The organism is Mycobacteriales bacterium (assembly GCA_035995165.1).
GTDB lineage: Bacteria > Actinomycetota > Actinomycetes > Mycobacteriales > CADCTP01 > CADCTP01.
On record DASYKU010000008.1, the window covers coordinates 70,988 to 85,190 of the forward strand.

13 protein-coding genes and 1 pseudogene are annotated in these 14,203 nt (G+C 74.2%); 8 read left to right on the top strand and 6 right to left on the bottom strand.

Annotated elements, in window-relative coordinates:
* The first annotated feature begins 108 nt into the window (after nt 1-108).
* Entirely contained in the window at nt 109-264 is a 156-nt protein-coding gene (locus VGP36_01805; GenBank protein HEV7653459.1) for a hypothetical protein, read from the top strand.
* A 210-nt stretch (nt 265-474) separates the two neighbouring features.
* The gene (locus tag VGP36_01810) at nt 475-1,518 is read left to right on the top strand and encodes an ROK family protein (protein ID HEV7653460.1); all 1,044 of its coding nucleotides are present in this window, start codon (nt 475-477) and stop codon (nt 1,516-1,518) included.
* A gap of 5 nt (nt 1,519-1,523) precedes the next feature.
* Here VGP36_01810 and VGP36_01815 read toward each other — a convergent pair whose 3' ends face one another.
* From VGP36_01815 to VGP36_01835, 5 genes are all read right to left on the bottom strand, one after another.
* A complete protein-coding gene (locus tag VGP36_01815; protein HEV7653461.1) occupies nt 1,524-2,435 on the bottom strand; it encodes a transglutaminase family protein in 912 nt (303 codons plus the stop codon).
* Entirely contained in the window at nt 2,432-3,325 is an 894-nt protein-coding gene (locus VGP36_01820; protein ID HEV7653462.1) for a transglutaminase family protein, read from the bottom strand. The genes VGP36_01815 and VGP36_01820 overlap by 4 nt, the downstream gene beginning before the upstream one ends.
* Nucleotides 3,326-3,438: 113 nt before the next feature.
* Entirely contained in the window at nt 3,439-3,795 is a 357-nt protein-coding gene (locus tag VGP36_01825; GenBank protein HEV7653463.1) for a hypothetical protein, read from the bottom strand.
* Nucleotides 3,796-3,809: 14 nt separating this feature from the next.
* A complete protein-coding gene (locus tag VGP36_01830) occupies nt 3,810-4,166 on the bottom strand; it encodes a hypothetical protein (protein ID HEV7653464.1) in 357 nt (118 codons plus the stop codon).
* Nucleotides 4,167-4,277: 111 nt separating this feature from the next.
* Entirely contained in the window at nt 4,278-4,742 is a 465-nt protein-coding gene (locus tag VGP36_01835; protein ID HEV7653465.1) for a PPOX class F420-dependent oxidoreductase, read from the bottom strand.
* Between the two features lie 97 nt (nt 4,743-4,839).
* Between VGP36_01835 and VGP36_01840 the strand changes: the two genes are divergently transcribed.
* The 5 genes from VGP36_01840 to VGP36_01860 all read left to right on the top strand — a co-directional run bounded on the left by VGP36_01840 (nt 4,840) and on the right by VGP36_01860 (nt 11,529).
* Nucleotides 4,840-6,351 (top strand): circularly permuted type 2 ATP-grasp protein, encoded by a 1,512-nt coding sequence (locus VGP36_01840; GenBank protein ID HEV7653466.1) that lies wholly within the window; start codon nt 4,840-4,842, stop codon nt 6,349-6,351.
* Nucleotides 6,345-7,304 carry an alpha-E domain-containing protein gene (locus tag VGP36_01845; protein ID HEV7653467.1) on the top strand — a complete coding sequence of 320 codons (960 nt, stop codon included), beginning with the start codon at nt 6,345-6,347 and terminating at the stop codon, nt 7,302-7,304. The genes VGP36_01840 and VGP36_01845 overlap by 7 nt, the downstream gene beginning before the upstream one ends.
* An 88-nt stretch (nt 7,305-7,392) precedes the next feature.
* Nucleotides 7,393-8,232, top strand: coding sequence for a transglutaminase family protein (locus tag VGP36_01850; protein HEV7653468.1), 840 nt, complete (start codon nt 7,393-7,395; stop codon nt 8,230-8,232).
* 64 nt (nt 8,233-8,296) lie between these two features.
* Complete coding sequence (locus VGP36_01855) at nt 8,297-9,664, top strand: bifunctional glycosyltransferase family 2/GtrA family protein (protein ID HEV7653469.1); 1,368 nt, start codon at nt 8,297-8,299, stop codon at nt 9,662-9,664.
* Complete coding sequence (locus tag VGP36_01860) at nt 9,661-11,529, top strand: glycosyltransferase family 39 protein (GenBank protein ID HEV7653470.1); 1,869 nt, start codon at nt 9,661-9,663, stop codon at nt 11,527-11,529. The genes VGP36_01855 and VGP36_01860 overlap by 4 nt, the downstream gene beginning before the upstream one ends.
* Before the next feature lie 793 nt (nt 11,530-12,322).
* Here VGP36_01860 and VGP36_01865 read toward each other — a convergent pair.
* Nucleotides 12,323-12,439 (bottom strand): annotated as a pseudogene (locus VGP36_01865) (hydrogenase expression protein HypE).
* A gap of 202 nt (nt 12,440-12,641) precedes the next feature.
* Between VGP36_01865 and VGP36_01870 the strand changes: the two are divergent.
* Nucleotides 12,642-14,003, top strand: a complete 1,362-nt coding sequence (locus VGP36_01870; protein HEV7653471.1) for a hypothetical protein — start codon at nt 12,642-12,644, stop codon at nt 14,001-14,003.
* Nucleotides 14,004-14,203: the final 200 nt, after the last annotated feature.

Sequence of the window (14,203 nt, forward strand, 5' to 3'; positions counted from 1 at the left end):
GGACAAGGGAAAACGTGGAGTTCTTCGGGTGACCGGAAACGGACAGCGCATGGCACACTGAGCCCGCTTCGCAGTCCCGTGTCGGTCCTGCCCTCTCCAGGAGAACAAGTGAAGCTCGTGCGCGCCGTGATCGCCGCAGCCGTCGCCCTGGGCGCCGCTGTGGCGATCCAGATGGCCACCTCGTCCGGAGCGTCGGCCTCCACCATTCACGTCCACCCGCACCCGAACGACTGCGGGAACTGCTGGTCAGTCGTGCACGAGTGAGTGACCACGCCGTTCGCCGAACAGTAGAGAGCCGAACGGCGTAGCACAAGGCCCGTTGGGCGATGCAGAGCGAATTGGTCCGTTCGACCCTCCGCGGTCGGGCGGACTCTCTCGTCGGCCGGGGCCAGGGCTGGGACGGACGACCGCGGCCTGCCAGACTGCGAGCAGGCCGTCCCACCGGGCGACCGGGTCGACGGCAGCGAGGTGGTCATGTCCGCAGCGTCCTCAGTCAGCCCGGGTGTCGTGGTAGGTCTGGACATCGGCGGCACCTCCACCAACGCGACCGTCCTCGACGGCTTCGGCCGGTTCCTCGTCGACGACCTGTGCGAGACGCCGAGCCGGGTGCTCGAAGGTCCACAGGCGACACTGGGCGCGCTGCGCACGTCGTTCGAGGGGGTGCTGGCGCAGACCGCGCTGACCCCGGGCGCGGTGGTGGCGGTCGGGCTGGACACGCCCGGGCCGGCCAGCGCGGACGGGGTGATCTCGTCCAAGGGCTCGACGAACTTCAACCAGCCCGAGTGGCGCGGCTTCGACATCCGCGGCGCGCTGGCGACCGAGCTCGGGCTGCCGGTGGTCTACACCAACGACGCCAACGCGGCCGCGCTCTACGCGCACCACCTGCACTTCGGGGTGGAGGCCGAGCGGCGCTCGTCGGTGGCCGCGATCGTCGGCACCGGCCTCGGCGGCGGGGTGGTCGAGAGCGGCCGGGTCGTGCAGGGCGCGGCCGGCATGGCCGGCGAGCTCGGGCACGTACAGATCCCGATGCACGGGCTGCTGCGGGAGGACCAGCCGCTGCCGGTCTGCAACTGCGGCTTCGTCGGCGACGCCGAGAGCGTCGCCTCGCTGACCGGGATCGTGAACAACCTGCTGCCGTACTGGTTGGGTCGCTACCCGGACCACCCGCTGGCCCAGGTGCGGCCGATCCGGGCGGCGGCGATGAAGGTGCGCGGGCTGGCCGAGGACGGGGACGAGCTGGCGCTGGCCGTGTTCGAGCAGCAGGCCGCCGCGCTCGGGCGGCTGTTCACGATCGCGGCCAACTTCACCGACCCGCACGCGTACTTCCTCGGCGGCGGCGTGGTCGAGGCGGCGCCGCACTTCCGGTCCTGGTTCCTGGACAAGGTCCGGGAGAACACCCAGCTGCGGGACGAGCAGGAGAAGGTGGCGACGCTGGAGCTGGTCCCGGACCGGGACATGGCCGGCGCGCGCGGGGCGGCCATCGCCGCCCGCGACGCCGCGGAGGCCGCGGCCCGGTAGGGGCCTCAGGTGGCGGGCAGCAGGTCGGCGCCGACGGCGGTGACGCCGGCCCGCTTGGTCCAGGTCAGCGTTCCGGTGGCGGCTCCCGAGTACACGCCCGAGGTCGGCGCGACGGCGGCGTAGTCCGGGCCGACCGCGACCGGCAGGTGCCGGCTGCCGGCCCGGCAGCCGTTGGTCGGGTCGAACGCCAGCGCCCGCGCCCCCGTCCCGTCGCGGACGAACACCTCGACCCAGGCGTGGCTGCCGCCCTGCTCGCCCAGCAGGTGGCCGGAGACGTACCGGGCCGGGATGCCGGCCAGCCGGCAGACCGTGAGCATCACGTGCGCGTAGTCCTGACAGACCCCACGGCGGATCGCGTACGCCTCGGCCGCGGTGGTGAAGACCGATGTCGCGTCGAAGGCGAAGCTGAACTCGGCCCGCAGCCGCAGCGACAGCGCCTCGGCCAGCTCGGCGTCGGCCGGGTACGCCGCCCGCAGCTCGCCGGCCAGGTCCCGGAGCTCCGGCGACGGGCTGGTCAGCCGGGTCGGGACCAGGTGCCGGGGCGTGGTCAGCGCGTCGGCCGGCAGCAGCGGGTCGGCCGCCGGCCCGGTCCGTTCGACCAGCGCCGCCAGCGTGAACTCGACCGCCGACGGCACCACCGGCAGCTCGACCGAGACGATCTCGTTGCCATCGTCGTCGGCCCGGACGGACGGGCGGTGCTGGATGCCGCCCGGGTCGGCGACCGAGACGTGCCGGGACCGCCGGTGCAGGCTGCCGTGCCGCGGCCGGGGCAGCGCGACCAGCCGCTGCCGGACGTCGTACGCCGGCCCGTCGTACTCGTAGCGGAAGACCTGGTGCAGCAGGTAGCTGACCGAGCGGGCGCCATCGAGGTCGAGGCCGTCCAGGTCGAGCAGGGGCTGGCCGAGCCAGTCGGTCACGGGATCACGCCGGGGTCGGCGACGGCGACCGACTCGGCGGAACCGTCCGGATCGGCCGGGTCCCCCACCATGCCGTCGGGCGCCTCGTCGGCCCAGACCACCATCCGCTCCAGCATCGGCCCGCCGAACGTGGTCACCATCGCCACGTCGAGCGCGTCCCGGCCGCGGCCGATGAGGACCCGGCCCTTGCGGGCGGCGTTGTTGCGGGGGTCGAAGGTGTACCAGGTGCCGTCCAGGTAGACCTCGATCCAGGCGGCGAAGTCCATCGGCTCGGCCGCCGGCGGCACGTCCATGTCGGGCAGGTAGCCGAAGACGTAGCGGGCCGGGATGTTCAGCGCGCGCAGGAAGCTCAGCGCGACGTGCGCGAAGTCGCGGCAGACCCCGCGCTTGGCCGCCCACACGTCGGCCGCGGTGGTGAGCGGGGTGCTGGTGCCCATCTCGAAGGTCAGGTTGGCGTTGACGTGGTTGATCACCGCCTGGACCCGGCTGTAGCCCGGCTGCATCGAGCCGAAGGTGTCCCAGGCCTCGTCGCCGAGCACCTCGGGCAGCACGTACCGGCTGGGCATCGTGTAGAGCAGCGCCTCGTCCGGCAGGTCGACGACCGGGGTCTCCCGGGCGTCCCAGGTGACCTCCTCGGTCGCGTCCGGGACCGTGACCAGCGCGTCGAAGCGGAGCGTGCAGACCCCGGCCGGGAGCGTGAGCCGCTGGCAGGGGTTGCCGTAGAGGTCGGCGTAGCCGTGCCGGACGACCTCCGGGGCGCTCTCCCAGCTCGCGGTCCGCACCATCGCCGGCCCGGCGTCGTACGGCATGACCTGGAAGACGGCCGGTGTGTCGATCGCCGCGGTGTAGACGAACTCGCAGCCGACCCGTACCTGGCGACGGGATTCCATCGCTCCACACTCCCGCAGACGGATTACTGGAACGTTACGCAACCTGCTCGAAACACACGTCCGCCCCTCCGGATGTGGGACGGAGGGGCGGACGACCCGAGGGAGAGTCGGGGCTACTTGATGACGGTCTTGCCCTTCTTGTAGAGGAGCGAGACCTTGGCGCCGGTCTTCGGGTTCTTGAACCGGATGTCCAAGCCCTTCGAGCTGGCGCCCTGCGACTTGACCGTCGCCTTCCAGGGCTTGTTCACGTCGTACGAGTTCAGAAGGGTGGTGCCGCCCTCGACGCAGACGGTTCCGGCCAGGAGGGCCGTGTTGTCGGCGGAGAAGCCGTACGGGACGTCGATCGTGTCCGTGCCGGCCGGGCAGAGGAAGCCGGGAGTGGCGGAGGCGGAGGTCGCCGGCAGCAGCACCGAGGCCGCGAGGCCGGCGGCCAGGCAGGAGCCGGCCACCCAGCGCAGGTTCTTCTTCATGGTCAGTCCCCCGCTCAGTTCTTGATCTCGGTCTTGCCGGCCTCGTAGCGCAGCTCGACCCGGTCGCGGGTGTCGGCGTTGGAGAACCGCACCTCGGTCCGGTCGTTGCTGCCGGAGGACTTCACCTCGGCGCGCCACCCGTCGGTGACGTTGACCTGCTCGAACGCGGTCGTACCGGTCTGGACGCAGACGGTGCCGGCAAGCTCCGGCACGTTGTCGGCGCTGAACGCGTACGGGACGTCGATGGTGTCGGTGCCGTCGGGGCAGGAGAAGCCCTCGGTGGCAGAGGCGGACACGGCCGGCAGCAACATCACGCCCATGGCGGCGGCGACGATCGCCGAGCCGAGGCCCAGGCGGGCTTTCTTGTTCACAACAACTCCCTGAGGGGGTGGAGTCCAAGTAGTGCGGTGTGTGTCTGAAGTTTCAACGGAATGCCCGGCGGGGGGCCACTGGACGATGGTTCTAGTACCTGTCCGGACACATCAGGCGAGACGGGCCGGGAACCCACCCGTCGCGACCGGCCCCCAGCGCTCCGGGGTGACCCGGAGCAGGGACTTGCCCTGCGTCCGCATGGCCGCGCGGTACTCGTCCCAGTCCGGGTGCTCGCCGGAGATGCAGCGGAAGTACTCGACCAGCGGCTCGACCGCCGCCTCCCCGTCCAGCACCTCGGCCCGGCCGTCCACCTGCACCCAGGGCCCGCCGAAGTCGTCGGACAGGACGAGCACGCTGGCGGCCGGCTCGCGGCGCAGATTGACCGTCTTGGCCCGGTCCGGGTAGCTGGAGATGACGATCCGGCCGTCCGGCAGCACCCCGCCGGTGACCGGGGACAGCTGCGGCGCCCCGTCGCGACGGTGCGTCACCAGGATCATGTGGTGGCGCGGCCGGACGAACTCCAGCAGGGCGTTCAGGTCGACGTTCGTGGTGGTGGCGATCTGGCGGGGGCTCATTTCTGGAACGTTACGCAAAGCTCCCGTAACAGAATCGGGGTAGACAGTGGTCGTGGAGGGGCTCCTGGCCGGGTATCGCAGCCCTGCGTTCGACGAGATGGTCGACGCGGAGGGCGTGCCGTACGCGCACACCAAGTCGCTCTACGAGGCGCTCCAGCTGCTGTCCGCGGCCGACCTGAGCGAGCGCGGCGCGGCCCGGGCCCGCAGCTTCCTGGAACAGGGCATCACGTTCTCCTCCTCCGGTCAGGAGTGGGTCTTCCCGCTCGACCTGATCCCCCGGCTGATCCCGGAGCAGGAGTGGGAGCACATCGAGGCCGGGGTGGCCCAGCGGGTCCGCGCCCTGGAGGCCTTCCTGGCCGACGTGTACGGCGACCGCAGGGTCCTCGCCGACGGCATCGTGCCGCACTCGCTGGTCGTGACCAGCAGCAACTTCACCCGGGCCGCCGCCGGCATCCGGCCGGCCTCCGGCGTCCGGGTGCACCTGGCCGGCATCGACCTGGTCCGCGGCTCCGACGGCGTGATGCGGGTCCTGGAGGACAACCTGCGGGTGCCGTCCGGGATCTCGTACGTGGTGGAGAACCGGGAGGCGCTCACCCGCGTCTTCCCCGGCCTGTTCCTGGAGCAGCAGGTCCAGCCGGTGGCCAACTACGTGGCGACGATGCTGGACTCGCTGCGGGCGACCGCGCCGCGCGGGGTCGACGACCCGACCGTGGTGCTGATGACGCCGGGTGTGCACAACTCGGCGTACTTCGAGCACGCGTTCCTGGCCCGCAAGATGGGCATCGAGCTGGTCGAGGGCCGGGACCTGGTCTGCCGGGACAACGTGCTCTACATGCGTACGACGAGCGGGCAGCGCCGCGTCGACGTCGTCTACCGGCGCATCGACGACGACTTCCTGGACCCGCTGCAGTTCCGCGGCGACTCGATGATCGGCTGCCCGGGGCTGGTCAACGCGGCCCGGGCCGGCAACGTCACGCTGGCCAACGCGATCGGCAACGGGGTCGCCGACGACAAGCTGACCTACACCTACGTCCCGGCGCTGATCCGGTACTACCTGGGCGAGGAGCCGCTGCTGCCGAACGTGCCGACGTTCCGGCTGGACGACCCGGACGTCCGGGCCGACTGCCTGGCCCGGGCCGACCAGCTGGTGTTCAAGCCGGTCGACGGGTCCGGCGGGCACGGCATCGTGATCGGGCCGCAGGCCACCGACGAGGAGCTGACCGAGGTGATCGGCAAGGTCACCGAGCTGCCCCGGGCGTACGTGGCCCAGGAGGTGGTGCTGCTGTCCACGGTGCCGTCCCAGGACGGGGACACGCTCAGGCCCCGGCACGTGGACCTGCGGCCGTTCGCGACCAACGACGGCGAGCGGGTCCGGGTGCTGCCCGGCGGGCTGACCCGGGTGGCGCTGCGAGAGGGCAGCCTGGTGGTCAACTCCTCGCAGGGCGGCGGGTCCAAGGACACCTGGGTGCTCACCTCCCGGCCCCGGCCGCTGCCGATGGACGGGCCGCTGGAGCTGCTGCCCGGCACCCTGCAGGCCGACGCGCCCGACCCGGGGCCGCCGACCGAGCAGGCCCAGCAACAGCAGCAGTCGCGGGGGTCCCGGTGCTGAGCCGCGCGGCCGAGGCCCTGTTCTGGATCGGCCGGTACGCCGAACGGGCCGAGGACACCGCCCGCCTGCTCGACGTGCACTTCCACCAGATCATCGTCGACCCGAACGTCGACGAGGCCGGCACCTGCCGGGTCGTCGCGACCGTGATGGGCCTGCACGACGAGGCCCCGCCGACGATGCGCGGCGTACTGGACCTGCTCGCGTACGACGGGGCCAACCCGTCCTCGATCGCGGGCTCGCTCTCGGCGGCCCGGGAGAACGCGCGGGGCGTACGGGAGGCGGTCTCGGGCGAGATCTGGGAGTGCCTGAACGCCACCCACCTGGAGCTGCCGCGGCGGGTGTCGGCGGCCCGCCAGTTCGGCCCGGCGCCGTTCTTCTCCTACGTCCGGCAGCGCGCGGCCATGTACTCCGGGTACGTCGCCTCGACGATCAGCCGGGACGCCGGCTACGACTTCCTCGCGCTGGGCCGGTCGCTGGAGCGGGCCGACATGACCGCCCGGCTGCTGGCCGCCGCGGTCGGCACCCCGGGCCGCGGCGACGAGCACTGGATCACCACGCTGCGGGCGTGCTCGGCCCACGAGGCCTACCTGCGCACGTACCAGCGGGCGCTGGAGCCGCGGCTGGTGCTGGAGTTCCTGCTGCTGGACCGGCTGTTCCCGCGCTCGGTGCTGCACGCGCTGTCCGTCGGCGAGGAGGCGCTGGCCCGGCTGGAGCCGGCCGCGGAGTGGAACGGGCGGTTCGGGCAGACGCCGGAGGCCCGACGGCTGATCGGCCGGGTCCGGACGGACCTGGAGTTCCTCTCCCCCGAGGCGATCGTCGACGGGCTGCCGCAGCGGCTGCAGTCGATCCAGCGCGGCGTCTCCGACGTCAGCGAGTCGGTCGCCCGGCGGTACTTCGGCAGCTCGGCGGTGGTCGGCTGGACCACCGAGGAGAGCGAGTGGGTGACCACATGAGCGAGCGCGGGGGCTCGCAGCGCGAGCGGGGAGCGACGGGGGCTGAGCCGGCCGAGGGACGAGGCCGGGTCTGTCCGAGGAGCGGGAGATGAGCTGGCGGCTGGCTGTGCGGCACCGGACCGGGTATCAGTACGGGGCGCCGGCGCGGGCGTCGTACAACGAGGTGCGGATGACGCCGGCCACGGCCGGCGGGCAGCACCTGCTGACCAGCCGGCTGGACATCCGGCCGGACGCCCGCCCGCTGCGCTACGTCGACTACTGGGGCACCCAGGTGCACGCCTTCGACGTGCACGTGCCGCACACCGAGCTGGTGGTGACCGCGACCTCGGTGGTGGAGACCGCGCCGCCGGTGACCCCGCCCGAGGTCGGCTGGGACACGCTGTCCTCCCCCGAGGTGCGGGACCGGTACGCCGAGCTGCTCGCCCCGTCGGCGTACGTGCTGGCCGAGGACGAGGTCGACGCCGTGGCCCGGACGCTGCGGGCGGCCGGGACGCCGGCCGGGACCGGCCGCGCGGCCGTGCACTGGGTCAACGAGACGCTGGACTACATCCGCGGCGTGACCTCGGTCGGCACCACCTCGGCCGAGGCCCGCGCCCTCGGCCAGGGTGTCTGCCAGGACTTCTCGCACCTGGCGCTGGCGCTGCTGCGCTCGGCCGGGCTGCCGGCCCGGTACGTCTCCGGCTACCTCTACCCGGGCCAGGAGGCGACGCTGGACGAACCGGTCTCGGCCGAGAGCCACGCCTGGGTCGAGTTCTGGGCCGGGACCTGGATCCCGCTGGACCCCTCGAACCTGTCCGAGGTGGCCGAGCGGCACGTGCTCGTCGCCCGCGGCCGCGACTACGCCGACGTCCGTCCGCTGGCCGGCATCTACTCCGGCCCCGCGGCCCAGTCGCTGGGCGTGAACGTGGAGCTCACGAGGCTTCGCTAGCCCCACAGTCCGGGCACAGCAAGCTCACCGAACGGCTACAGGGATCGCGCTGATCGTTGCCGTCATGACGACGACCGCGCCGCCCGAGGCGCCTCTGCCGGTGGACGCCCGGGCCGTCCCGCCGACCCCGGTGCCCGCGCTGGACGTGGTGGTGCCGGTCCACAACGAGGAAACCGGCCTCGAGTCGTGCCTGCGCCGGCTGCACGCGTACCTGTCGGCGGAGTTCCCGTACCGGTTCCGGATCACGGTGGCGGACAACGCCTCCACCGACGGCACCCTGGCCCTCGCCCACCGGCTGGCCGCGGAGCTGCCGCAGGTCGCCGTCGTGCACCTGGCCGAGAAGGGCCGGGGCCGGGCGCTGCGGGCGGTCTGGTCGGCCTCGGACGCGCCGGTGCTGGCGTACATGGACGTGGACCTCTCGACCGACCTGGCCGCGCTGGCGCCGCTGGTGGCGCCGCTGCTGTCCGGGCACTCCGACCTCGCGATCGGGACCCGGCTGCACCGCGGCTCGCGGGTCGTCCGCGGGGCCAAGCGGGAAGTGATCTCCCGCTGCTACAACCTGATCCTGCGCGGCACGCTGGCGGCGCGGTTCTCCGACGCCCAGTGCGGGTTCAAGGCGATCCGGGCCGACATCGCGCACGGGCTGCTGCCGCTGGTCGAGGACGACGGCTGGTTCTTCGACACCGAGCTGCTGGTGCTGGCCGAGCGGTCCGGGCTGCGGATCCACGAGGTCCCGGTCGACTGGGTCGACGACCCGGACAGCCGGGTCGACATCGTCGCGACGGCCATGGCGGACCTGCGAGGAGTGGTACGGGTGTCCCGAGCACTGACCAACGGACGGCTGCCGGTCGCGGCGCTACGCGAGCAGCTGGGCCGCGCCCCGCTCGACCCGGGTACGCCCGGGGTGCCGGCCGGGCTGACCCGGCAGCTGGTCCGCTTCGCCGGGATCGGGGTGGCGAGCACGCTGGCGTACCTGGTCCTGTTCCTGCTGTTCCGGTCGTTCACGGGGGCGCAGCCGGCCAATCTGGTCGCGCTGCTGCTGACCGCGGTCGCGAACACGGCCGCGAACCGGCGGCTGACGTTCGGGCTGAGCGGGCGGGCCGGGGCCGGGCGGCACCAGCTGCAAGGGCTGGTCGTGTTCGGGCTCGGGCTGGCGCTGACCAGCGGGTCGCTGGCGCTGCTGCACGCGGCGTCCACCGCTCCGCCGCTCGCGGTCGAGCTGGGTGTGCTGGTCGGGGCGAACCTGGCCGCGACCGTGCTGCGGTTCCTGCTGCTGCGGGCGTGGGTGTTCCGGAGCAGGCCGGCCGCGGTGGCGGGGCCGGCCGGTGCGGCCGGCATCCCGGTGGCCGACGGCTCGGCCCGGGTCGCGGGCGGCTCCGCCGCTCCGGTCGCGGGCTCGGGCCGCTCCGGGATCGTCGGGGGTGCTCGGTGACCGCGACGCTCTCGGCGCCCCCTGGAGCGCCCGCACCCGCCGCCCCGGTCGCGCGCCGCCGGTCCCGGCTGCTCGGCGGCGACCCGGTCTGGGCCCGCGCCGCCCTGCTCGCGCTGCTCGTCGGGACCGGGGTGCTCTACCTCTGGAACCTCTCCGCCTCGGGTTGGGCCAACGAGTTCTACGCGGCCGCCACCCAGGCCGGCTCGCAGAGCTGGAAGGCCTGGTTCTTCGGCGCGCTCGACCCGGGCAGCGTGATCACGGTCGACAAGCCGCCGGCCGCGCTCTGGCTCTCCGGCCTGTCGGCCCGGATCTTCGGGATGTCGTCCTGGAGCCTGCTGGTCCCGCAGGCGCTCTGCGGCATCGCCGCCGTCGGCCTGCTGCACGGCGCGGTCCGGCGCTGGTCCGGGCCGGCCGCCGGCCTGGTCGCCGGTGCGGGGCTGGCGCTGACCCCGGCCGCGGCGCTGATGTTCCGCTTCGACAACCCGGACGCGCTGCTGACCCTGCTGCTGGTGGCCGGCGGCTACTGCATGGTGCGGGCGATCGAGGCGGGGCGTACGGCCTGGATCCTGCTGGCCGGCACCGCGCTCGGGTTCGCGTTCCTGACCAAGATGCTGCAGGCGTTCCTGGTGCTGCCGGCGTTCGCGCTGGTCTACCTGGTGGCCGCGCCGGTGCCGCTGTGGCGGCGGGTCTGGCAGGTGCTGGCCGCGGGCGGGGCGATCGTCGTCTCGGCCGGCTGGTGGGTGCTCGCGGTCGCGCTCTGGCCGTCGGCGCCGTACATCGGCGGGTCGACGGACGGGACCGTGCTCAACCTCGTGCTCGGCTACAACGGGCTCGGCCGGATCTTCGGCGGCGACGGCAACGGCGGGGGCGGCGGCGGTCCGGGCGGCGGCCAGGCCGGCTCGTCCTTCGGCGGCCCGGCCGGGCTGTCCCGGCTGTTCTCCTCCGAGATGGGCAACGAGGTGTCCTGGCTGCTGCCGGCGGCGCTGGTGGCCCTGGCCGGCGGACTCTGGGTGACCCGGCGGCGGCTGCGCACGGACCGGACCCGGGCGGCGCTGCTGCTCTGGGGCGGCTGGGCGCTGGTGACCGGGCTGACGTTCTCGTACATGACCGGGACCGTGCACCCGTACTACACGGTCGCGCTGGCGCCGGCGCTGGCCGCGCTCGTCGCGGTCGGCGGGCGCGAGTTCTGGGCCCGGCGGGCGTCGTTCGAGGGCCGGGTGCTGCTCGCGGTCACCGTCGCGGCGGCCGGCTTCTGGGCGGTCGTGCTGCTCGGCCGCAACGCCTCCTGGCACCCGGAGCTGCGGTACGGGATCGCGCTGCTGACCGCGGTCGCCGCGGTCGGGCTCCTGGTCGCCTCCGCCCGGGTGCTGGCCACCGGTCTGCTGGCCGCGGGGCTGGTCGCCGGGCTGGCCGGTCCGGCCGCGTACGCGGTGACGACGGCGGCGACGCCGCACACCGGCTCGATCCCGTCGGTGGGACCGGCCTCGGCCGGCGGCGGGTTCGGCGGCGGCCAGGGCGGCGGGTCCTCGTCGGCCTCGGCATTGACCACCCTGCTGCAGTCGACGACGACGAGGTGGGCGGCCGCGACCGTCGGCGCCAACTCGGCCGCGAGCCTGCAGCTGTCCAGCGGGAAGTCGGTCATCGCGATCGGCGGGTTCACCGGCAGCGACCCGGCGCCGACCCTGGCCCAGTTCCAGCAGTACGTCGCGGCCCGGCAGATCTCCTACTTCGTCGGCGGGGGCGGCGGCCTCGGCGGCGGGCCGGGCGGCGGAAGCGGCGCGGCGAGTCAGATCCGGGCCTGGGTGCAGGCGAACTACACCGCCACCACCGTCGCCGGGACGACCGTCTACAAGCTGACCAGCTGACCTGCGCCCCGTACGGCGACCCACCGGATCTCCCCCGGTCGGCCGCCGTACGGGTGAACCGGGCGGGACCGGGCGCCGAACCCTGGCAGTGACCCGACCCGTGCGTACCCGGCTGGCCTTCTCCGCTGTCGGGGGGCTGGTCGGCCTGCTCGCGGCCGGTACGGCGATCGGGGTCGGCGAGCTGCTCGCGGCCGCGGTCCGCCCGCAGTCGGCGCCGGTCATCGCGGTCGGCGGCGCGGCGGTGGACCGCACGCCGCGGGCGCTCAAGGAGTTCGCGATCCGGGAGTTCGGCGCGAACGACAAGCACGTCCTCGTCGCCGGCATCGTCGCCACGCTCGCCCTGTTCGCGATCGTGGTCGGCATCGTGGCGCGGCGCCGGCCGGTGCTCGGCGTGATCGGGGTCGGGCTGTTCGGGGTGGTCGGCGCCGGGGCGGCGCTGACCCGGTCCGGCGCCGGCGCGACCGACGTGCTGCCGTCCGCGCTCGGCGCGGTCGCGGCCATCGGCGCGCTCCTGCTCCTCCTCCGTTCCCTCGGCGCGCCCGCCGCCGAGGCGGCCGAGGACGAACTCGCGGCCGAGCCGATCGCGGTCGGCGTCGGCGCGGAAGCCCCGGCCGAGGCGGGCCGAACCGACGCCGGGTCCGGACCCGGAGGCCGAGGTGGCCGGGCCCAGCCCGGCGGACGGCCCCAGTCCGGCGGACGGCCCCAGTCCGATGGACGGGCCCAGTCCGATGGACGGGCCCAGTCCGATGGGCGGGATGGAGCGACGCGGGCGGACGAGCCGGGCGGCACCCTGCGGGCCGGTCGCGGCGGTCAGCGCGACGGAGTCGCCGTCGCAGCTGAGCCCGGCGTTGATCCACAGCACGTGGATGAGGGCCTCCGCCGGGGTCGGTTCAGGTGCGGCAGCGCTCATGGCCAGCTCCTTGACCAGGACGCCGCACGCCGACGCACGGCTAGCCCTGGGCCCGGTCTACTCCGGTGCTGGCAGGGCGGTAAGTGCGCGGCACACCTAGGAGATCGCCGCCACTAGCCGTCCCACCTGGGCGGGTTCCTTCCGTCCGGGCGCCGCTGGGCTAGTTCAGGGTCCGTTTCCCGCGACTCGGTACGGTCTGCGGGTGGTCGCGGATCGGGTCTCGCAGATCGGCACGGCCGCCGTCCTCGGGGCCGCGGCCGGGGCGGCGCTGAGGTCCGGGCGTTCGCCCGGGCGCGGCGCCGTGGCCGGGGCCGCGGTGCTGGCGGCGGTCGAGGCCGCGGCGCGCGCCCGGCAGAAGCCGGGCGAGATCCCGCCGCTGTGGTCGCGGATCGCGGCCGGCGGGGCGCTGGCGGCGCCTTTGGGTTGGGCGGCGGCGCAGGCGGGTGCGGGTCCGCGGGCGATCGCGACCGGGGCCGGAACGCTCGCCGGGCTGCTCGGCATCCGCCCCCAGAAGGTCGCCCTCGGCCCCCTCGTCGGCGCCGCCGTCGGCACCCTCGTCTCCCGCCGCTCGGCCCTCCGCCGCGGGCCGGTCCCTCCGGGCCGCGGGATCGCCGCACTGACAGGGACGACGGGCGGCGCGGCATTGCCGCCGGGCGGCGGCCGGTCGGCGCGGGACGCCGGGGCCGGGGCGCTGGCCGCGGCGGCGGGGATCGTGGTGTTCCGGGTGGTGTCGGCGGTGGTGTTCCGGGACCCGCAGGTCCGCCTGCTGGCCGAGAGCGTCCCGGCCGAGCAACTGCCGTTCGTGGTCCCGCTGGAGGCCCGGACCCGGTACGTCGGCACCGGCTACGTCCGCGACCTGGCCGCTGTCCTCGGCGGCACGTACCGGGCCGATCACCCGGACGTCGGGATCGTCGCCGACCTCGACCAGCTCGCCGGCCCGGACTTCGAGGCCGCCCGCACCGACCCGCTGGTGCGCGAGTTCTACGAGCACACCACCCGGTTCGCGCTGGACATCGTGCCGCGCTGGCGGCTCTGGGTCCGCCCCGGCTACCTGCTCTACCGGACGTTCGTCGCCCGCCCGCTCGGGCAGGCCAACGTGCCGGCCAACCAGCGGGAGACGCTGCGCGGCGTCCGCAGCCGGATCGACACGATCTCCGACCCGGCCGGCGCGATCACGGTCCGGGGCTGGATCCGGTCCACCGCCGACACCGACGAGCCGATCTACGTCGGGATCTACACGACGTACCGGCACGAGGGGCGCGGGTACGTCAGCGTCGGCTTCCCGGTCCCGCAGGGCGACTTCACCGCGACCCTGCTGCCGCGCAACCGGCCCGACGGCGGGCTGACCCTCACCAGCACCAGCGACCTGCCGCACCCCGGCCACTACCTCGCGTACGTCGAGCCCGGGACCCGGGAGCTGACCGCGCTGGCGGTGCCGGGCTTCGCCGAGCGGCTCGAGGTCTTCACCGCCGGCGGCGAGCTGCGGGCCGAGCACGCGTTCTCCGTGTTCGGCTTCCCGTTCCTCGTGCTCGAATACACGATCCGGCGCAAGCCGCCTACGTGAGGACCGCGCAGAGCAGGTTGACCGCGGGGCGAAGGCGGACTCCGGCGGGGTGCCGTAGCCGACGATCAGCGCGGGCGGGTGGTCGCCCGACCCGGTGGCGTACGCGCCCAGGGGTTCCAGGGCGAGACCGCGGCGCGCGGCCGCCGCCACCACCTGGGCCTCGGACCGGCCCGGCGGCAGGTGGACGAGCGCGTGCAGCC